The 20,548-nt window shown below is 36.8% G+C and carries 19 protein-coding genes and 2 pseudogenes; 7 read left to right on the top strand and 14 right to left on the bottom strand.

Annotated features, from left to right (window positions below):
- Window positions 1-207 precede the first annotated feature (207 nt).
- The 7 genes and pseudogenes from DS031_RS17235 to DS031_RS17210 form a co-directional block, all read right to left on the bottom strand.
- Window positions 208-1,074 carry an aldo/keto reductase gene (locus DS031_RS17235; RefSeq protein WP_113807301.1) on the bottom strand — a complete coding sequence of 289 codons (867 nt, stop codon included), beginning with the start codon at window positions 1,072-1,074 and terminating at the stop codon, window positions 208-210.
- A gap of 348 nt (window positions 1,075-1,422) precedes the next feature.
- Window positions 1,423-1,563 (bottom strand): annotated as a pseudogene (locus DS031_RS24255) (DDE-type integrase/transposase/recombinase); the annotation flags it as partial.
- 67 nt (window positions 1,564-1,630) lie between these two features.
- Window positions 1,631-2,473, bottom strand: coding sequence for a sugar ABC transporter permease (locus DS031_RS17230; RefSeq protein WP_113807300.1), 843 nt, complete (start codon window positions 2,471-2,473; stop codon window positions 1,631-1,633).
- A complete protein-coding gene (locus DS031_RS17225; RefSeq protein ID WP_113807308.1) occupies window positions 2,473-3,690 on the bottom strand; it encodes a carbohydrate ABC transporter permease in 1,218 nt (405 codons plus the stop codon). The genes DS031_RS17230 and DS031_RS17225 overlap by 1 nt, the downstream gene beginning before the upstream one ends.
- A gap of 150 nt (window positions 3,691-3,840) precedes the next feature.
- Window positions 3,841-5,100, bottom strand: coding sequence for a sugar ABC transporter substrate-binding protein (locus DS031_RS17220; RefSeq protein WP_113807299.1), 1,260 nt, complete (start codon window positions 5,098-5,100; stop codon window positions 3,841-3,843).
- A gap of 314 nt (window positions 5,101-5,414) precedes the next feature.
- Complete coding sequence (locus DS031_RS17215; protein WP_113807298.1) at window positions 5,415-7,085, bottom strand: glycoside hydrolase family 13 protein; 1,671 nt, start codon at window positions 7,083-7,085, stop codon at window positions 5,415-5,417.
- 304 nt (window positions 7,086-7,389) lie between these two features.
- Window positions 7,390-8,394 carry a LacI family DNA-binding transcriptional regulator gene (locus DS031_RS17210; protein WP_113807297.1) on the bottom strand — a complete coding sequence of 335 codons (1,005 nt, stop codon included), beginning with the start codon at window positions 8,392-8,394 and terminating at the stop codon, window positions 7,390-7,392.
- Window positions 8,395-8,721: 327 nt separating this feature from the next.
- Here DS031_RS17210 and DS031_RS17205 point away from each other — a divergent pair, with 327 nt between their 5' ends.
- Genes DS031_RS17205 through DS031_RS17200 form a run of 3 tightly spaced genes read left to right on the top strand, consistent with a single transcriptional unit; the run spans window position 8,722 to window position 9,704 of the window.
- A complete protein-coding gene (locus DS031_RS17205; RefSeq protein WP_245947506.1) occupies window positions 8,722-9,114 on the top strand; it encodes a helix-turn-helix domain-containing protein in 393 nt (130 codons plus the stop codon).
- The gene (locus DS031_RS24725; protein ID WP_425451987.1) at window positions 9,056-9,193 is read left to right on the top strand and encodes a winged helix-turn-helix domain-containing protein; all 138 of its coding nucleotides are present in this window, start codon (window positions 9,056-9,058) and stop codon (window positions 9,191-9,193) included. Before DS031_RS17205 ends, DS031_RS24725 begins: the two co-directional genes overlap by 59 nt.
- A complete protein-coding gene (locus DS031_RS17200; RefSeq protein WP_113807296.1) occupies window positions 9,177-9,704 on the top strand; it encodes an IS630 family transposase in 528 nt (175 codons plus the stop codon). The genes DS031_RS24725 and DS031_RS17200 overlap by 17 nt, the downstream gene beginning before the upstream one ends.
- Before the next feature lie 507 nt (window positions 9,705-10,211).
- On the opposite strand, the gene DS031_RS17195 is transcribed toward DS031_RS17200, so the two are convergent.
- The 3 genes from DS031_RS17195 to bglA all read right to left on the bottom strand — a co-directional run bounded on the left by DS031_RS17195 (window position 10,212) and on the right by bglA (window position 15,567).
- Window positions 10,212-13,313 carry an MMPL family transporter gene (locus DS031_RS17195; RefSeq protein ID WP_113807295.1) on the bottom strand — a complete coding sequence of 1,034 codons (3,102 nt, stop codon included), beginning with the start codon at window positions 13,311-13,313 and terminating at the stop codon, window positions 10,212-10,214.
- A gap of 61 nt (window positions 13,314-13,374) precedes the next feature.
- The gene (locus DS031_RS17190; protein WP_113807294.1) at window positions 13,375-13,941 is read right to left on the bottom strand and encodes a TetR/AcrR family transcriptional regulator; all 567 of its coding nucleotides are present in this window, start codon (window positions 13,939-13,941) and stop codon (window positions 13,375-13,377) included.
- A 162-nt stretch (window positions 13,942-14,103) separates the two neighbouring features.
- Window positions 14,104-15,567: a 6-phospho-beta-glucosidase BglA gene (gene bglA, locus DS031_RS17185; RefSeq protein WP_113807293.1), complete on the bottom strand. Its 1,464-nt coding sequence runs from the start codon at window positions 15,565-15,567 to the stop codon at window positions 14,104-14,106.
- 252 nt (window positions 15,568-15,819) lie between these two features.
- On the opposite strand from bglA, the gene DS031_RS17180 reads away from it, so the two are divergent.
- Window positions 15,820-16,530, top strand: coding sequence for a GntR family transcriptional regulator (locus tag DS031_RS17180; protein ID WP_113807292.1), 711 nt, complete (start codon window positions 15,820-15,822; stop codon window positions 16,528-16,530).
- A 209-nt stretch (window positions 16,531-16,739) separates the two neighbouring features.
- Here the strand turns inward: DS031_RS17180 and DS031_RS17175 are convergent, their stop codons facing one another.
- A complete protein-coding gene (locus tag DS031_RS17175; protein ID WP_113807291.1) occupies window positions 16,740-17,624 on the bottom strand; it encodes a LysR family transcriptional regulator in 885 nt (294 codons plus the stop codon).
- Window positions 17,625-17,774: 150 nt separating this feature from the next.
- Between DS031_RS17175 and DS031_RS17170 the strand changes: the two genes are divergently transcribed.
- The 3 genes from DS031_RS17170 to DS031_RS23800 all read left to right on the top strand — a co-directional run bounded on the left by DS031_RS17170 (window position 17,775) and on the right by DS031_RS23800 (window position 19,359).
- Window positions 17,775-18,458, top strand: coding sequence for a CoA transferase subunit A (locus DS031_RS17170; protein WP_425451988.1), 684 nt, complete (start codon window positions 17,775-17,777; stop codon window positions 18,456-18,458).
- 24 nt (window positions 18,459-18,482) lie between these two features.
- Window positions 18,483-19,136 (top strand): 3-oxoacid CoA-transferase subunit B, encoded by a 654-nt coding sequence (locus tag DS031_RS17165; protein WP_113807289.1) that lies wholly within the window; start codon window positions 18,483-18,485, stop codon window positions 19,134-19,136.
- Between the two features lie 70 nt (window positions 19,137-19,206).
- Complete coding sequence (locus DS031_RS23800; RefSeq protein WP_181833209.1) at window positions 19,207-19,359, top strand: hypothetical protein; 153 nt, start codon at window positions 19,207-19,209, stop codon at window positions 19,357-19,359.
- A gap of 205 nt (window positions 19,360-19,564) precedes the next feature.
- On the opposite strand, the pseudogene DS031_RS17160 reads toward DS031_RS23800, so the two are convergent.
- The 3 genes and pseudogenes from DS031_RS17160 to DS031_RS17155 form a co-directional block, all read right to left on the bottom strand.
- Window positions 19,565-19,897: pseudogene (locus tag DS031_RS17160) on the bottom strand (redoxin domain-containing protein); the annotation flags it as partial.
- 15 nt (window positions 19,898-19,912) lie between these two features.
- The gene (locus tag DS031_RS23795; protein ID WP_181833208.1) at window positions 19,913-20,080 is read right to left on the bottom strand and encodes a hypothetical protein; all 168 of its coding nucleotides are present in this window, start codon (window positions 20,078-20,080) and stop codon (window positions 19,913-19,915) included.
- 30 nt (window positions 20,081-20,110) lie between these two features.
- Entirely contained in the window at window positions 20,111-20,524 is a 414-nt protein-coding gene (locus tag DS031_RS17155; protein WP_113807287.1) for a DoxX family protein, read from the bottom strand.
- Window positions 20,525-20,548 lie beyond the last annotated feature (24 nt).

Below are 20,548 nucleotides of genomic sequence, written 5' to 3'. Positions count from 1 at the left end.
TCCTTCTATGGTGAGATGAAGTGGTCGGGAAACCAACTTTATCCTACCATGAAGTGAGGTTTTTTTATTACCACGCTATAAGCTCTCTGGAACCCCCGGCATAGCCAGGGGTTTTCTAAACCATTAATTAATAGAAACGAGCAGATAGTTCTGCTCGTTTCTTTTGTTAGTATTTGATTGTTTTATGATTCACGTTTCAGTAACAGACTATTTCAGCTTTCCACCAAATACAGGCATTACACTTGCCTCACCGTAATCTTTAATGACTTCCACATTTTTCAAAAACTCCATATCATCTTCAGAAATAACGAAAGCGACATCTGCATTATTTTTCATGTGTTCTGGATTTGCAGTTTTAGGTAGCGGAAGAAGACCAAGCTGTAAATCATATCGAATACTTAATTGAGGTACTGAAACACCGTATTTGTCTGCGATTTCTACAACTTTTTGATTTTTAAACAATTCTCCATGGGCAATCGGTGAATAAGCCTCCACAAGAATGCCTTGTTCTTGCGTATATTGAATCAATCCTGTCGGTGTATTGCTAATATGAGCCAAAACCTGATTTACCATTGGTTTGACTGTACAAGCACTAAGAATGTTATCTAGATCCTCTTTTTGAAAGTTAGATACACCTATGGCACGAAGTTTTCCTGCTTCGTATGCTTCCTCAAGAGCTCTCCACGCTTCACGGTTTCCTTCGAAGAAACGGTCTTCTTCACCGAATTCCATCCATGGTTGTGGACTGTGAATAATCATCATATCAATATAATCAAGTCCCATCGCCTCTAGTGATTGATCAATCGATGAAACGGCTTCTTCATATGACTTTACTTCTGCAGCAAGCTTTGTAGTTATAAACAAATCCTCTCTGTTCACACCACAAGCTCTAATCCCTTCTCCAACACCACTTTCATTTGCATATGCCTGTGCTGTATCAATATGACGATACCCGATTTTCACAGCATCTACCACTACCTGTGCGACATCTTTATTTTCTATCTTCCATGTTCCAAGGCCTAATTTGGGAATCTCAATTCCATTAGATAGAGTATAATTTTCTTTTAAAATCATATATAACATCTCCTTTAATTGCTTTTATATCTTCCTAAAAAATTCAATTAAGTACATTTTCTTAAACTGTAAATACACCGTATCACCTAGAGTTGACTTTAAGTCAACACATTTTTCTAAAATAATTGCAAAATAAATTCACATTTAAGAAAACGGGATGGCAAAGTACGAATAATCCGTATGCTATGATTGCCAATTCATGAATGGCACTTTCTAATGGTACTACAATTGAAGGACTAATTAACATTGAAATTAACACAAATAAAAAGCTTGGGAGATTTCCCAAGCCTTAACATCCTCTTTTTGGGCTTAATTAATTTTAATTTATTAGCTAAAATAAAAAGACTACAAATCTTTCTTAAAAAAGCGTTTTACAGCCTTTTTGTCTTTGGTTTTACTAAGGTAAAATTCAGGAATGTTTCCTTAAGAATCCTCCGCACAATGCAGATAAATCCATTAACCTTTTACATTCCAATACATTTCACTAACATTTATTCTTTAGAATTAAGTAATTTGATACTTTGATGAACCCTACTTATTTAAAATAACTAGTTTGTTATCCTTTTGTAGCACCTGACGTTAAACCAGAAACAAGGTAACGCTGCAGCATCAAGAAAATCGTTGCAATTGGAACGGCAATTAAAATCGCGCCTGCTGCAAAACGCGTAAAGTTATTCGCAAATTGGTCATTAATAAAATTAAATAGTCCAAGTGCTAGCGTAAAATTTTCAGGGCTTCTTAAAATAATACGCGGCAGGATAAAATCCATAAACGGTGTCATGAAGTTAAACAGTGCAACAACCGCTAAAATTGGTTTTGCAAGCGGCAGCATAATGGTAAAGAAAATACGTAAATGTCCTGCACCATCAATTTTTGCCGATTCATCTAATTCACGTGGAATTGTATCAAAATATCCTTTTACTAGAAACGCGTTCATTGGGATCGCACCACCAATATAAATAATAATTAAACCGGTTAAAGTATCGAGCAGGCCAACTAAATTTAATAAAATGTATAATGCAACCATCGCCATCAGCACTGGGAACATTTGCAGTAATAGAAAAGCATAAAGACCATTCTTTCTCCCCACAAATCGATAACGGGAAAAGGCATAAGCGACAAGTGAAACGAATAACACCGCGAAAAATGATGTTGCAAATGAAACGATTAATGTGTTTTTATACCATAATAAGTAGTCACTTGTTGGATCAAAGAACAGCCATTTATAATGAACAAAAGACCAGTTATCTGGAATCATCGCTGCGCCGTAAAGGCTTGTTCCAGGATTTAAAGAAAGTCCTAACGTCCAAAGCAGTGGGTAAAGGATTACTACAAACATAATGGCGATGATTGCATAAATCCCTAGTACTTCAAGATTACTTTTCATTTTTCTTGTCATTACACTTCCTCCTCTTCTTTAAAGGAACGCGTACGGCGGAATTGATAGAAGGCAAATCCAGCAACCATTAATCCAATAATAATTGAAATCGATGCCGCCATATTATAGTTTTGTGTTTCAAAGGTTAAACCATATACCCAAGAGATTAAAATGTCAGTTCCACCAGCATTTTGACCGCGAACAGCTGGGCCACCCTCATTAAATAAATAAATGATATTAAAGTTATTAAAGTTACCTGCATACTGCATAATTAAAAGTGGCGCCGTTGCAAACATAACGTGTGGAAATGTAATGTTTCTAAATTTTTGCCAACGAGACGCCCCATCCATATCAGCAGCCTCATACCAGTCCGCTGAAATACTTTGTAAAATACCAGTAAATAAGGCAAATACAAACGGAAATCCTAGCCAAACTTGGATTCCGATAAGTGCAATTTTTGCCCAGAATGGATCCGTCATCCAAGGCAGACCGGTCCCAATTAGCGGTATTAAAATATCACGATTAATGGCACCAAATTTATCATTAAATAATGCTGCAAAAATTAAAATCGTTACAAATCCCGGAACTGCCCAAGGTAAAATGATAACAGTACGAATGAGTCGTTTAAACTTCACACGCGGGTCATTTACTAGGATCGCTAAGAAAAGAGCAAGAGCAATTTGCAGTGTGGTTGCTACTAATGTCCAAACGATCGTCCATGAAAAAACATTAACAAATGTAGTGCGCCAAATTGGAACTGTCAATAATGCTGCAAAGTTATCAAACCCTACCCAGCTTAGTAAATTCTTAGGCGGGGCATTGTAAAGGTTATAGTCTGTAAACGCTAGAAAAACCATAAATAACAACGGGAATATCACAACGAATATAAGTAAGAACAGCCCTGGACCAACTAGTAAATAAGGAAATCCGGTATCCCAAGCATCTTTAAATCCTTCTCGAAGATTAGGAATAGACCAACCTTGCTGGATTTTCTTTGCATCTTTATGGGCATCGATAATATTTGCTGTGTAAAAAGTCAAAGCAAATGCAGTTAAAATAAGGGCAAGAATACCTTGAGACAACAGGACACGAGAATCATCTAGCTTTGGTATTTCACCTAATGTCATTAACCCCCAATAACCAATATTTAAAAAGTTAGCAAAAACAATGAAAAAAGCAGCAAAAAGAATAAGAAAGATTAATCCCTTTATAAACCTACGATTGTAGACTTGCCCCATACCTGGAATAATTGAAAGAAACGCCGCTAATTTAGGTTTATGTTGATTGGGATGATTAACCTTTCTGTCCCCTATAGTTTCCACGTTAACAACCTCCTGTACAACTTGTACGATGGAAGGATAAATTCTTTATCCTTCCATCCAAAAAAATTAGTTATTATTGCCTGAACCAAGTAATGCGATTTGTTCTTTAATTTGCTTGACAGCTTCTTCTAATACTGGTTTTGGATCATCACCATTAGAAATAAATACGAGTGCATTTCCCATTGGCTCCCAAACTTGAGCCATTTCAGGAATATTTGGCATTGGAACTGCATATTCTAACTGCTCCTGAATACCCTTATATAATTCATTGTCAATTTCAATATCTGTACGAGCTGGTATCCGGTCAGCTTCTTCAAATAATATTTTCGAATTTTCAGCATTCGTCATAAATAACGCTAAATCAGAAGCCCAATATTTATTCTCGCTATATTCCGAAATTAACCATCCTTTTACACCTAGGAAAGAATTTAAATGCTCCCCCTCAAATGATGGAAGCGGCGCAATAGCCAATTTATCGCCTAGACCTTCTTGGAAATCATTTATACTCCAAGGACCTGAAATAATTGCTCCAACTTTTCCATCACGAAATAACCCATTCATTACATCGTAGGTAATACTATCTGGAATATATTTATTCTCATGCAAAGCTTGAATAATTTCCGCACCTTTGACCACATCATCTGTTGCTAAACCAATGTCCTCTGTATCATACGTACCTTCTTCACTCTTTCCAAATACATACCCACCTGACGCAATTAAGAATGGAAAAGAGGGATAAAAGTCTGAAGTCATATTCAAGAAACCATACTCATCTTTTTCAGGATTTGTTAGACTCTCTGCAGCCTTCATTAGATCATCAATTGTTTGTGGAGCTTCTGGAACTAAGTCCGTATTATAAAATAAACCGATTGTCTCTACGGATGACGGAACTCCCAACAATTTGCCCTCATATGAAAATGATTCTAATGCCGCCTCCTGATAACCTTGTAACTGCTCATCTGTAAGCTCAAGTTCAGCAGCTAAACCTTGCAAATAAATGTCTCCTAAACGATCATGCGTTCCATAGAACAGATCAGGACCGCGTCCCGCTGGTGCATCTAAAGAGATATCTTGATTGTCTCCTGCTACTACGTTTACTGTAATACCGGTTTTCTCGGTATACTTTTCTGCAATATCTTTATAAGCCTCAGCAACATCATCCCATGCCCATACTGTTAATTCATCAGGCTTTGCGGGTTCCCCTCCTTCATTAGAAGCTCCATTCTCTTGCTTCACTTCTTCCCGATTAGGACCACAAGCAGCCAAAACCATTGATAACACCAGCAAAAGCGTCATTGAAAATAAAAATGATTTTCTTTTAAACATTGAATATCCTCCTATAAAGGTAAATTTATTTTGGCACTGCGTTTTTCTTTTTGCATTGTGATTCTTTAGGTTCTTTATCTCCCCCCTTCAAGAAATACGACACTTTTAGTGCATACCTCTCGCGCCGTACTTTTTATATTTCTTCCAAAATAAAGACTTAGAGCACCCTATGGTATCGGTTTCATTTAAACTTTTAAAAACTTAAATAGACAATGATTGCTTCCCTACTTTTTTTGATGGCTCCAAGCTTGTCCCTAGATCTTAATGGTAGTTAATTTTAAGAAAATTAAGGGGCAAAAGAGAAGCCTATCTAATTACTTTAAAAGATACACTCTTGCTTCATAAGGATTTAAAGATAACCTTTCTGGTAATTTACGCTCAGCCGTATCATAATTAGCAAGCACCAGCTCTGAACGAGAAAAAGATAAATCACTTGGTACTTCAAAAACAGGCTCTTGATTTGTAAAATTGCAAATAATAATAGCCATTTGATCATCTATTACCCGCTTGTAGACAAACAGTTCTGAATCGTTCTCTAAGAGCAACTCGTAAGTACCATATACAAACACTTCATTGTTTTTTCTTAATGAGATCATTTCCTTATAGAAATTTAAAATCGAATCCTTATCTTCTAACTGTTGTTCTACATTAATTTCTCTATAATTCGAGTTCACTCCAAGCCATGAGCTTTCTGAACTTGAAAATCCAGCTTGATTCGTTTTGTTCCACTGCATCGGAGTACGAGCATTATCTCGGCATCTTTCCCAGACAATTTTCATTAACTCGTCGTGTGAACGGCCTTTTCTTCTTTCCGTATGATAGAAATTAGTCATTCCAACATCGTTATAATCTTCAATATTAGGAAATTCCACATTGGTCATGCCGATTTCTTGTCCTTGGTAAATAAACGGTGTTCCTTTCATGAAGAAATATAATGCAGCAAGCATTTTCGCGCTTTCCTTCCAATACTCTTGATCACTTGCCCAGCTTGAAACACTGCGCGGCAAATCATGATTTTCTAAAAATAAAGCATTCCATCCTATCTCTTCCAAGCCTTTTTGCCATTTTGTGAGTGCTTTTTTAAAGCCAACCACATCGACTGAGTTGTTTTCACCTTTATCCCAAAGAGCGACATGATCAAATTGGAAAATCATATTGAAATAGCCGTTTTCTTCTCCAACCCATTTATCCGCGTCTTCTACTCCTACACCGCCTGCTTCTCCAACCGTCACAACGTCATAATTTTTAAGCGTTTTTCTGGAAAACTCAGATAGGAAATCATCAATTCCTTCTACATTTGTAAAATATTTAAAAGCAGGGACATAATCTAATTTCTTTGGATTCGGCAAATCCGGCAAACCAGGTTCTTTTTTAATATGAGAAATGGCATCAACTCGAAAACCATCAATTCCCTTTTCTAACCACCAGACAACCATATCACTTAAAGCCTCGCGTACTTCAGGGTTTTCCCAATTGAGATCAGGCTGCCTTGTAGAGAAAATATGCATGAAGTATTGTTCCGTTTCTTCATCATATTTCCACGCCGGACCGCTGAAAATAGATTCCCAGTTGTTTGGTTCTTTTCCATTTTTCCCATCCCGCCAAATGTACCAATCACGTTTGGGATTTTCCTTAGAAGCACGAGATTCAATAAACCAAGGATGTTCATCACTCGTATGATTGATGACCAAGTCTAGGATCAATTTCATATCCCGCTTGTGCACTTCTTCAAGCAGTTCATCGAAATCAGCCATCGTCCCAAACTCATCCATGATATCTTGATAATCTGAGATATCATATCCATTATCATCATTAGGTGATTTGTACATCGGCGAAAGCCAAATGAGATCAACCCCTAACTCTTTTAAATAATCTAATTTGGAAGTCACCCCTTTTAAATCTCCTATCCCATCGCCATTGCTGTCCATGAAGCTCCGTGGATACACTTGGTAAGCAATGCTTTCTTTCCACCACTTTTTATTCATCGTATAGACACCTCTTTAAATTTAGTTGTTGTTTGACTGTTAAAGTTTTTATAAATATGTAATATTAAGTCCTATTCAAAATTGCTTTATGAACTAACACTCTACATTACTAATAAGTCACACTCCTTTTAAACTTGTATTTATTCCTTTGCAGAAATACCTTTACGTAACCGGTTACGTAAAAGTGCAAAAGAAAAGTTGCTTTATATATCAGCTATTTGTATTCCAATCAATCACATTCCATTTAAACTTGCTTTTTCACGCATTTACGTAACCGGTTACGTAAATGCGTGAAAAAAAGAAACTATCGTGAACATACACTTTGTCTCTCAACAATTTTATGTGGAAGTATGCAGCTCTTTGCAACTTTTTTCGACTCAATCATTTCAAACATCATATTTGCAGCCTTTTCCGCCATCTCACTATGCGATAGTGAAACAGATGTAAGCGGAGGAGTCACAACTTCACATAAATTTATATTGTCCATGCCAATAACGGATATATCTTCAGGAACTTTTATGCCTAAATGATAAGCTGCGGATAAAACCCCTATACCAAGTGTATCATTTTCTGTAAATATAGCTGTAAGATCAGGTACTTGTTTTATTAAATGTTTCAAGCCTGTCATACCATCATCGTATGAAAAACTGCCATACACAATATGATTTTCATTAACAGAAATTTTGTAATCAGAAAGGGCGTCCTTGAATCCTTCCACCCTAGGAAGATGACTGCCGGCAATCCATTCTTCTTTATTACCGCTGATCATTCCAATTTTATTATGTCCCTTTTGTATTAAATACTTTGCTGCTGTATAAGCAGCATCATAGTCACTCGCTGTGACATAGGGAACCGGATGTACAGGATAAGTTGACAAAAGAACAATTGGAATTCCCATCTTTTCAATATAATCATAATATTCTTTTTTAAACATTGTACCAGCTAAAATAAGTCCATCAATTCGTTTTTCACGTAATAATTGAAGATACTTCATCGTTTTAATACCGCGTGACTCGGTATGGCATACGATAACACTTGAACCTACCTTGTGAGCAACTGCCTCAATCTCATTTAAAAATTCTGTAATTAAGGAACTTGTTAAGTTGGGTACCAGCACTCCAATGGTATGCGTTCTTTTATTGGTTAACCCTCGTGCAATTGCACTAGGATGATATTCTAATTCTTGAATAACTTCAAGTACTTTCTTTTTTGTCTTTTCGGAGTAACCGCCTTGATTGTTTAAAACCCTTGAAACTGTTGCTTTTGATACATTTGCTTTCTTGGCTACATCCATAATTGTATAGGTCATATTATACCTTCTTTCCGAATAAACGAAACCGGTTACGTAATAATAATAGCATAGATTATTAACCTGTTCAATACCTGAATAACAACATTTTTTCACATTTACCATGTTAAGGAAGTTTTAACAACCTTAAAAAATCTAACGAGACAACTCTTTCCAAATTAACATGTTATTCCTCCAGTAAATTAATATGCTCCATTCTAAAAGAGACATCTATATAAGTTCAATTTGATTTTCCATCACGTTTAAGTTGCATACAAAATCGTCAATACTGCTCCTAAGAAAGTAAAATCAAAGGGGCGGTTAAAATGAAACAACTACAAATTACAAATGATCACGGATGGACTAGTTGATACGTTACGAGACTATGAACGAACATTAAAAGATGCGAGAAAACGAAACAAAGTGGTAGCCGTGCATCTTGTCATGGAAGTCTATAAAGGAATCGACATTGCCAATCTGCTTAATCTTCATCGTCAACCGGTTTCAAAATATGTGCAAAACTTTAATGAAGGTGGAATCGATCAAGTCATTGAACGTCGTTACGCACCAGGAAAAACACCTTATCTCACACCAGAAGAAGAACAAACGTTAAAACAAATGATTCTTGAAAGTACACCTGTTCAAGAAGAACTGGGCATGGAATCGTACTGGGATTCACGATATGCTTCATCGGATGGGGTTATGTTACACGCACCCAACCTATACATTGCCAAAAGCTGACCCGAAAAAACAGCGTAATTTTCTCAATCAGCTTGACATGATAAAAAAACTTCTCAGACGATATGATCTTACTTTATGAAGATGAAAGTCATATTCGTGACTACCAAACGCTTCATGCGACTTGGTTTGAGAAAGGAAAACAAAAGCACGTGCCAACTTACGGTCATCACACAAGAGTCAATCTTTTTGCGACAGTTGACGCTTTCACAGGTGACTTCTTATGTACGCAGGCTGAACAATGTAATGCTCAATCTTTTCAGATATTTCTTGAACAAATTCTGGATCGTTATCCCGGTCAACATATTGTCATGGTTCTTGATAATGCGAGAATTCATCATGCCCATTTGATTCAACCATTTCTTCAAAGGCATGAAGATCATTTGACGTTTCTTTTCTTACCGCCTTATTCTCCCAACTTAAATTTAGTAGAAAGAATGTGGAAATGGTTAAAAGGAAGCGTCATCGCCAATCGTTTTTATCAGAATCGAGCTGAAATCTGTTCTGCCGTTGATGAATTTGTACGTTTCATTCAGGATGTTCCTCAACAAGTACTAAAAAGAAGAAGCGATATTCATATGTCGATAAATTAATTTGAACTTATATAGCGTTAAATTTTTCTCAAATAAATCGTTTTAAAAAGCTGGTGAGGATTTCACTAGATTCAAAGATTGGCTGAACAACTTCTGTCAAAAAGTCTTCGAGCGAATGTTACTCTGCGTTTTTTAATAAAGCATAAATCCTTTGAAATGTAGAGTACCATGTGATCTGCTTCTTTTTTAAATTACAACTAAAAACATTACACAATAAATAGTTTAATGATCGCTTCTTTATTTAACTTAATAACTTTCTCTTTTACTTTATATACCATCCTTTCAAATGCAGAGTTCGACATTGAAAGATGAAAAGCCTTTAGCTTAGAAGAATTATAAAAAAGAATAGGCGTGAATCTAATAACAGGAAATTTAGATAAAAAATCATAGAGATAGGAATATTGAAGACAGCAGCCAATTTAAAGGACCAAATAGTTATTCTATAAAGCATGATTCTAAAAAAGGATGTTCCAAAAGCTATACTTTTGCAACATCCTCTTTTATTTTTCACTTCTTACTAAAACGATTTAACTTGTTAGTTAACCCCATTAAAGCAGGTAATAAAATCGGCATCGCTAGTAAACTAAGTAATAGAAGACCAACGATAACAACCGATGCGACTTGGATGAGTGTTAAGACACCAGAAGGAATTAAGGCCGCAAATGTGCCTCCCAAAATAAGGGCAGCAGATAATACAACCCCACCGATGTGACGAGATGCTTCGACAATTCGTGCTGTCGGATCTCCTTCTAACTCATTGTATCGCATCATTAAGAAAATGCTGTAATCAACACCAAGTGCAACAATCATAATAAAACTAAAGAACGGCACATTCCAGCTTAAAATATCGACATTTAAAAGCTGTGAACTAATTAATTCAACAATACCAAGTGATGTAAAATATACTAAGAGCAATGAACCAACAATAAAGATTGAATGAGAGACAGATCGTGTAATCACAATTAAAACGAGTGCAATTCCTATTAACATAATTGTCGCTGTACGTAAGAAATCTTGTTGTGTGAGATCCTTTAGATCAGCATTTCGAGCTGTTGTGCCGCCAATCGCTGTTTTTGCACCTTTTAACTCTGTACCACTTAATGCCGCGTCCACTTGTTTATTAATATCTTCAATAATTGGCATCGCTTCTTGTGAATAAGGATTTACATCTAAAATAATCATCATTCTAGCAATCTTTCTGTTATCTGATAGATACGTATTTAATGCTTTCTGGAAATCCTCACTTTCCAATACTTCTTGTGGAAGATAAAATTTTTCAGAAGTTTTTGATTCGCTTAGATCGCCTAAATACTGTTGGGCATCTTGTAAGCCGCTGCTTACTTGATCAAGACCTTGGGTACTCGCTGTTAGACCTGTTTGCAGCTGACCCATTTTTTCCTGGAGATCATTAAGTCCCTGCAGTAACTGTTCTTGACCATTATTAATTTCAGACACACCTGATTTCAGAACCAATGTTTTACTCGCAATTTGCTCTGAACCAGCCGCTCCTTCGACGAGTCCAGTTTTTAAAGTAGTCGTCCCTGCTTGTAACTGGGCAATACCGTTCTTCAGTTGTGTTAAGCCATCATTCACTTTAGCGAGAGACGTATTCGCTTCTTTAAACGAAGTCATCGCAGCTTGATGCTGAATAGTTAATTTCTTTAATTGGCTTGAAAGTTCATTTAATTGGTTTTGTGCTGCTTGAGCGATGGCCAATGTTTGCTGTACGTTCGGATCGCTTTCTAATTCAGGTTTTGTTTCAATCAAAGTATTCATCAACGTTTCGATCTGCACATACCCTGCTTTAGCCCCATCAATCGCTTCAGCAATACTTCCGAAATGTTGTTCATAAGAGCTTAATCCTGTTTCTAATTGGCTGTAACCTGTATGAAGTTTGGAAACGGCACTTGATAGTATGGTGATGTTTTCGTTTAATGAAACAAAACCATCTTCTATTTCTTGAGCTCCTGCGGCACCGCTGTTAATTCCTTCTGTTAACTGATTCATGGCATTTCCTAAAGCTGACACGCCATTTTCCACTTCATTTGTTCCATCAATTAACCTTTGTACATTAGCGAGACCGTTTGAATCACTGCTTTGGAGCTGATTTTCTGCCGAAGATAATCCTTCGTTAATTTCGCCGATTCCGTTATTGGCATCGCCTAACCCTTTATTAAGTTCATTGGCTTGATCATTAATGTACAATTCCTTAATTTTCTCTCCGGTTGGACGTGTTGGCGAGTAGACAGCCGAAACACCGTCAATCTGTGAAATTTTCTCAGTTAATTCATCTAACGTTTGCAGTGAACTCACCTGATCGAACTCGTTGTCTGATTGAATCACGAGTGTACTTGGAGAAGAAAAACCTGATGGAAAATGTTCCTCAATTACATTAATCCCTTGTTTTGATTCATACTTGTCATTTACTTCAAATAAGTCATTGAAGTTCAATGTATTTGAATAACTCAATATAAAAGGCATCGATAAAGCAAAAACAAAAATAAGTGCTAAAAGCGGTCTAGCTGCAGAGTTCTTGGCAAGAAAGCCCCATAAACGGCTATCTCCGTGACCTTTAAAATTTTTAACCGGATAAAACATCCCTTTTCCGAGCAATACCATGAAAAAAGGATTTAACGTAGTTAACACAAGAAGCAGAACTGCAACACTAACAGCCACTCCTGAAGTTGCTTGATAGAGTTTGAAATTCGCTAAAATAAGTGATGCAAACCCGATTAATACCGCTAACCCACTGTATAAAACCGTTTTTCCTGCTGATTTAAAGGTTGCTTTTACGGCTAAATAAGCATCTTCCTGTTTGCTTAGTTCCTCTTTAAATCGTGTATACAACAAAATATTATAATCCGTTCCAACTCCAAATAATACAACGACGACAAACACTTGCGTAAAGTTTGAAAAAGGAAAATTAAATTTATCAACAATTTGGGCGATCACTCCCCATGACACCAAATAAGAAACTCCAACTGTAAGAAGCGAAATGACGGGAACAATTGGAGAGCGAAAAACAAGAATTAACACAACAAGAATAAAAATAATCGCAATCACTTCTGTCTTTTTTACGCCTTCTTGTGTTGATTGTTGAAAGTCATTTCCGATTAATTCACTTCCTGTTAAATACGTTTTAACATCTTCTATGTTCATAATCTGATGAAGTTTAGCAGTTACTGCTGAAATGTTACCCTGGTTTTTGTTCACGGAAATTTGCGTCAAAATAGTTGTGTTGTCTTTTGAAACCAACTGCTTTTCCAGCTCTTCACTATCTAAATGAGAAGCGAGCACGGTAATTCCTAGATCGTTTTGCTTGGTTTGCAATTCATTAATAACAACTTCTATCTGTTTCTTTTGTTGATTTGTGAAGGCTTTTTCACTGCCGCTGTTAAAAACGGCAATTATTCCATACGTTTCGCCATCTTCATCATTCATTTGCTTCAACATCTCGTCAGCAATAGCACTTTGTTCTGTATCAGGAATTGTAATTTGTCCTTTTTCTTTTACAAGCTCATTCATATTAGGCATTGTTGTTAACATAACAGCCGTAATGATGATCCATAACACAAAGGAGACACTTCTCCAGCTTTTTAACTTTTCCATCTAAACTCACCTTTCTTTTTACGGAATGAATATTCATTCTGTTTATAGCAAAGCTATTGAATCAACTGATTCCAATAGCATTCCAAAAGCTTTCTTCCAGTTCTTTTACTAACTCTTCCGTATACGTTAATTCACCTGTCTCCATCAGCTGAACCAGCTTTACAATTGGTTCATACACAAGCGCAATTAAAGCACATGACGGTAATGAGCGAATAACGCCTCTTTCTTTTCCATCCTCGATTAACTCGATAATAAAATCAAGGAAATCGTTAAACGTTTTTTTACTAGATTCATTCAAATAATGGCCCTCATGATGAGAATTAATAAAACGAAAAGCATTCACATTATGTCGTGCAAATTCAAATAACCGATTAAAGATATGAGTGAATTTTTCCCTAACATTCGTTTCAGAAGGAAAATTAGATCGGATCGCTTCAGAAAACTGAAGAACACATTTTGTAAATAATGAATTAACAAGTGATTCTTTATTTTCAAAATAACGATAGATCGTTCCAGCCCCTACTTTTGCTTTATCAGCGATCATTGGTACGGTCGTTCCATCATAACCGCGTTCTGCAAATAACTGCATGGCTGCCTCAAAAATAGCCTCTTGTTTTTGATTCGACATTTTTTCACCTCATTTTAGGAATGAATGTTCATTCCGTTTTTATTATAAGTGAGATTTGTTAAAAGTCAAGTGGTTTGGAAATATGATTTGTTTCTTTGCTGCAAAAAGTAAGTCCTGCATATCAATACAGGACTTTTGATCAAACTGTTTTATAAGCACTCGTTAGCAGCGTTCTTTGCTTCGATATTCTAATTGTTCCCCATTCGTTTCGATAACATGTTTGTACCAGTTAAATGAATCTTTTTTATAACGCTTCATGGAGCCGTTTCCTTCATTATCACGGTCCACATAAATCATCCCGTAACGTTTTTTCATTTCACCTGTTGTAAAGGAAACAATATCGATAATTCCCCACGGCGTATAGCCCATTAAATCAACACCATCGTAAGTAACCGCTTTTTCTAATGCTTCGATATGCGATTTTAAATATTCAATTCTTTCTGGGTCGTGGATTGAGCCATATTCTTCTAATGTGTCGACTGCACCAAAGCCATTTTCAACGATGAATAATGGAATTTGGTAGCGATCATAAAAACGATTTAATGTATATCTTAGTCCGGTTGGATCAATTGCCCAACCCCAATCACTTGATTTAATGTATGGATTTTCAACACTGTTCGGTAAGCCGCCATTGACAACATCACCAGTATTATCATTATTAACATCACTTTTAACCGTTGTTGACATGTAATAACTGAATCCTAAATAATCAACCGTACCCTTTCGTAAAATTTCTTCATCACCGTCTTCGAATTTAATGTTATAGCCTTCTCGTTCAAATTCTTTTAACGCATAGCTTGGATAATAACCGCGCACATGAACATCAGGGAAAAAGTAGCGCTGTCTCATTTCTTCTTCTGCTAACATCACATCTTCCGGATTGGATGAATAAGGATAAATCGGCACGTGAGAAACCATGGCCCCAATTTGAAATTCCGGATTAATTTCTTTTCCTTTTGCGACAGCTAATGCACTTGCAAGTAATTCATGATGGCCTGCTTGATACATGACTTCTTTCGCATTTTCGCCTTCTTTGACAGAAACACCGGAGTTTGTCCATAAGAAGATTGGATTATTCACATCCATTTTGTTGTTGATTTCGTTAAATGTCATCCAGTATTTTACTTTGTCTTTATAACGCTTGAAACAAACTTCAGTAAACTTTACGAAATGATCGACTACTTTTCTGCTTCTAAAACCGCCATATTCTCTTGCTAAATGCAGCGGCATTTCAAAGTGAGAAAGCGTAATCACAGGCTCAATTCCGTGTTTTAACAGTTCATCGAACACATTATCATAAAACTGTAAGCCTGCTTCATTCGGTTCCGCTTCATCGCCTTTTGGAAAAATGCGGCTCCAGCCAATTGATGTACGCAAACACTTTAAGCCCATTTCCGCAAATAAAGCGATATCTTCTTTATATTTATGATAGAAATCAATTGCTTCATGGTTTGGATAAAACTTATCATCTTCAACTGTTTCCGTAATTTCACGCGCTACACCATGTGCCCCCGCTGTCATTACATCAACAACACTCGGGCCTTTTCCGCCTTGATTCCAACCGCCTTCAAATTGATGCGCAGCTAACGCGCCGCCCCATAAAAAATTCTTCGGTAAGTTTGCCATTTCAAATTCCTCCTTATTTTACAACTGTAATAATTTTTGATCTACTAAACGATCATTACTATTTTCAAAGCTGACTTCTTTTTAAGTTCTAGTATTCTTCTCCTTTTATACACTTACATTATAATTGTATCGGTATAATTTATCAAGTAACTGATAATAATTTTATAATTAAACAATTTAAGAATAGGAGCTTTTAGTTCGCTTATGATATAATTCTCATAATAAAAATTAATACACTAAAGAGGAATGGATATGTTAAAATACCAGCACATCGCAAACGAAATCGAAAAATATATTGAAGATCATGCCCTTAAACAGGGAGACAAACTGCCTGTCTTGGAAAAATTAATGACGCAATTTGGCGTGAGTAAAAGTACGGTTACGAAATCATTGGATTTATTAGAGAAAAAAGGGGTCGTCTTTCAAGTTAGAGGAAGCGGGATTTTCGTTCGAAAGCATAAGCGAAAAGGATATATTAACTTACTCGCAAGTCAGGGATTTAAAAACAGCCTTGAGGAATTTCAATTAACATCAGAAGTGCTCCAATTAAAAGTTACAAAACCAACACAAGAAGCAGCGGTTAATTTAAATGTTGAGCTTAATCAAGATGTGTATTATGTGAAAAGAATCCGCTACATTCACGGCCAGCCGCTATCGTTAGAGGAATCGTACTTTAATAAAGCAATTATCACTTATTTGAACAAAGAAATTGTCGCTGAATCGATCTTTAACTATATTACAGAAGGATTAGGATTAAAAATTGGTTTTTCCGATACTTTCCTTCATATCGGAAAATTAAATGAAGAAGAAGCAAAGTATTTAGAGCTTGAAAAAGATGAACCGAAACTTGAGATGGAATCGGTGTTTCACTTAAACAACGGCCAGCCATTCGACTTTTCAAAAGTGACATATAATTATCAACAATCGCAGTTCTTCGTGCAGGCGAGCAGTTATTCGTTATAGCAAGGCGCGGTTTCTTTAAAAATAATCCGCTAAGACGTTTTTCGGAAATAAAAGCCCTGATCTTGCTGCAATCTGCAAAATCAGGGTTTTTTTATGTTTTGATTTATAGAGGTGCCGCTCCATTCTTCTTCCTTCTAGTCTTCTTTTTCTCACCTGCCTAATCATGCTTCATTCCTGTTTTAGTCTTTTTTAATTCTTGTCAATTATGTTTAAAAGTCATCTTTTCGCCCTACTACCTCGAGCAGCGCTTTCAATGCAAAAGAATGGTAAGCTTCTTTTTTTGTAATAATCCCCAGTTTCCAAAGAAGATTGGAATTTTCAAGCGGGACGATTTTAACATTGGAGTTCGTTTGTTTGTTATAAATCGATTTTGGCAAAAGTGTAATGCCGAGATTGTATGAGACAAGCTCAACAATTAAATCCCACTGTGAGCTTTGATAAGAAATGTCAGGGGTGAAGCCTGCTTCTTCACATACCCCGATAATGTAGTCATATAACGTAAAGTCTTTTGAAAACAATATAAACTTTTCTTCTTTTAGTTCGTTCAAAGAAACAGAACTTCGCTGTGATAGTTCGTGATCTTTATGTAAATATAAAACAAATTCATCCTTTATAAGCGGATAAATATTGAATTTAGCCTCCTCTGCCGGCAGGACGACAACGCCAACATCAATTGCCCCCTCTTCAACTAGTTTCTCAATTAATCTTGCTCCAAGTTCAACGAGCTCAAGCGTTACTTTCGGGTACTGATTATGAAAATCTCTGGCGATTTCCGGGAAAATAAGCGTACCGACCAATGGCGGAATCCCAATTTTGATCTCCCCTGAAACAACGTCTCGCAGTTCATCTAAAAGGACGTTTACTTGCGACATTGCTGAGAGTATTTTTTGACTCTGCTCGTAGACAATTTCTCCGGCATCGGTCAGACGCAAATGTCTTGTGGAGCGATCAAATAGTTCTACCCCAAGTTCTTCTTCTAATTTTTTAACCGTTTTACTTAAAGAAGGCTGTGTTAAATACGAATGAGCTGCCGCTTTCGTAAAACTTTTGTGATCGGCAACTTCCATAAAAGCTTTTAAGTCTCGTAGTTCCATAGTTCTCCCCTCCCATTTATTCATTTCATTCATAATTTATATTCTTTTTATTCATTTTACTCATATATATAAACGCTGTAAACTATAAATAAGAAGTTATTAGAAATTTCGAAACTTTATAGAGGAGGTTTTTTTATGAGCGGTAAAATCATGAACTCATTTAGTGAAGCAGTACAGGATATTGGAGATGGTGCGACGTTAATTGTCGGCGGATTCGGTCTTTGCGGAATTCCTGAAAAGGCGATTGGAGCACTTGTTGAACAAGGTACGAAAAATTTAACAGTTGTGAGTAATAACTGCGGCGTCGATGACTGGGGACTTGGTTTACTCCTTAGAAATCATCAAATAAAAAAAATGATCTCTTCTTATGTTGGCGAAAATAAAACGTTTGAAAAGCAGTATTTGAGCGGCGAATTAGAAGTTGAACTAATACCGCAGGGAACGCTGGCAGAGCGAATTCGCGCAGGCGGTGCCGGCATACCTGGTTTTTATACAGCAACTGGTGTTGGGACACCAATCGCTGAAGGAAAAGAAGTAAAAGAATTTAACGGGAAGCCTTACCTCCTTGAACATGGGATTACAGGAGATTTCGCACTTGTGAAAGCATGGAAAGCGGATACACGCGGCAATTTAGTATTCCGCAAAACCGCTCGAAACTTTAATCCTCTTGCAGCAATGGCCGGAAAAATAACGATTGCTGAAGTAGAAGAAATTGTAGAAGCAGGTGAACTAAATCCGGATGAAATTCATACACCGGGCATTTATGTACAGCGCTTACTGCTCGGAACAAATTATGAAAAGCGCATTGAACGCCTTACAGTTGTAAACGCTTAAAAATAAAGAAATGGAGTGAATAAAATGAAAGATATGCGCCTTCGCATTGTAAAAAGAGCGGTTAAAGAAATTGAGGATGGCATGAATGTGAATTTAGGGATTGGCATGCCGACGCTTGTCGCAAATGAAATCCCGGCAGATTTTAATGTACTGCTTCAATCGGAAAACGGCTTACTCGGTATCGGTCCTTATCCGTTAGCTGGCGAGGAAGATCCTGATTTAATTAATGCCGGGAAAGAAACGATTACGACGGTCCCTGGTGCTTCCTTTTTTGATAACGCCGAATCGTTTGCGATGATTCGCGGCGGTCATATTGACCTTGCTATTCTTGGCGGCATGGAAGTTTCAGAACAAGGTGACCTCGCAAACTGGATGATTCCAGGCAAAATGGTAAAAGGAATGGGTGGCGCAATGGATCTCGTCAACGGCGCAAAGCGGGTCGTTATTATTATGGAACACGTTAATAAGCACGGACAATCAAAAATTAAAAAGCAATGCTCACTGCCGCTCACCGGACAGCGCGTTGTAAACCGACTTATTACTGATCTTGCTGTTTTTGACTTTACTGCAGACGGAATGGTCCTTGTTGAAACACAAGACAATGTAACCGTTGAAGAAGTAAAAGAAAAAACAGAAGCACACTTTACCGTTGCACCAGAGCTTTTAGCTGCTCAATAATGTAAGTGAACTTTACATTAACGAAAAAAAGATTAATAAATAAAAAGAATGATGAAGGCAGGGATGAACGATGTATTACATTATGTACAGCAAAACTGACGAAGAAATTTGTTATGATATTCATCAAACAACAATCAAGATATTAGAAGGCTGGAAGCTGTATGGATATACCGACAGTGAGCAGTTAGCTTATTCATTATTGCACGAGTGTAAACATTATTAATACGAGTGGAAGATACACCTGAAAGGACAGCACACTTTCGAAAAAGCAAGCTGTCCCTCTCTTCCACCTTTTTATGTGCGCTCTAACTCTAAACCGCTATTTTCTTCGTACATTCCCTGTCTCATCATACGCACTATCAATAAAGCCCGTCTGGAACGTTCATTTTACTAACATTCCAGACGGGCTTTTTTAATGATAAGTTAAACTAATCGTTATGAATCTTTTCATATTCCTCTTTTATTTCTTCAACTGTTTGATCAAGCTCTTGACCCCATAAATCATTGATTGTATTGAATACAACATTTCCTTCTGTATCCATGAGCCCATAGCCGCGGTAAGCAGCATCATTATTTTTCATATTAAAAAGCTCAATCATTTTAAGATCAGGATCTGAAATAAACGGAAGACTTTTTCCATAGGCATCTTCTAAAGCGTTATAGAGTTCCGCCTGCTCTTCAGGTGTGTCGCCGCTAACAATGTACATATTAACATCCAAATCTTTTAATGCATCCAAATTTTCATGCAGCTGAACCAGCTGCTGTTGGCAGTGACTTCATGTGTATGTTGTAATGAAAAAGAATAACGTCGGTTTCTCCTGCGGGAACGTCACTTCATTTTTTTCATGATCCAATAACGTCATTTGTTCTTCTACTTTTTTATCACCGCATGCTGCGAGAACAAGCACTGCGCTGAGAAGTAAAAATATCAGTTTTGTTTTCATAATCGTTCCTTTCTTAGTTGTGAGCTATTTTTATTCGTTAGCCGGCTTTCGATCAGAAAGCTTGGAATCAACACTTAACATTGTAGTTCCATGTAAAAAGAGGTAAATCGCTACAGCCATTAAGACAAGATCAAACTCGTATCCTGATCCTTGAGCACTCCCCATGAAACCATTTGAGATTTTCACCTTTAAAATCGCTCCAAGCATAATGAGCGCTAGTAGAATTGAAACAATCCGTGTTGCAAAGCCTACGATTAATACTAAACCGCCCACTAACTCAATGATTGCGACTGCATATGCCAAAAAGCCAGGTAAACCAATGCTTGAAAACCAGCCGGCTGTATTGTCGATCCCACCCTGAAACTTTGCCAAGCCGTGAATAAAGAAGGTAATCCCTAAAACTACTCTTAAAATCAATGCACCAATTTCTACATTTTTGTTCATATCAATTCTCCTCTCCAATTATTA

Origin of the sequence: Bacillus taeanensis, assembly GCF_003318295.1 — a bacterium.
In the GTDB taxonomy this organism is placed as follows: domain Bacteria; phylum Bacillota; class Bacilli; order Bacillales; family UBA6769; genus Maribacillus; species Maribacillus taeanensis.
The sequence above is the reverse complement of the archived record's forward strand: the minus strand, read 5'-3'. Positions and strand labels throughout refer to the sequence as shown.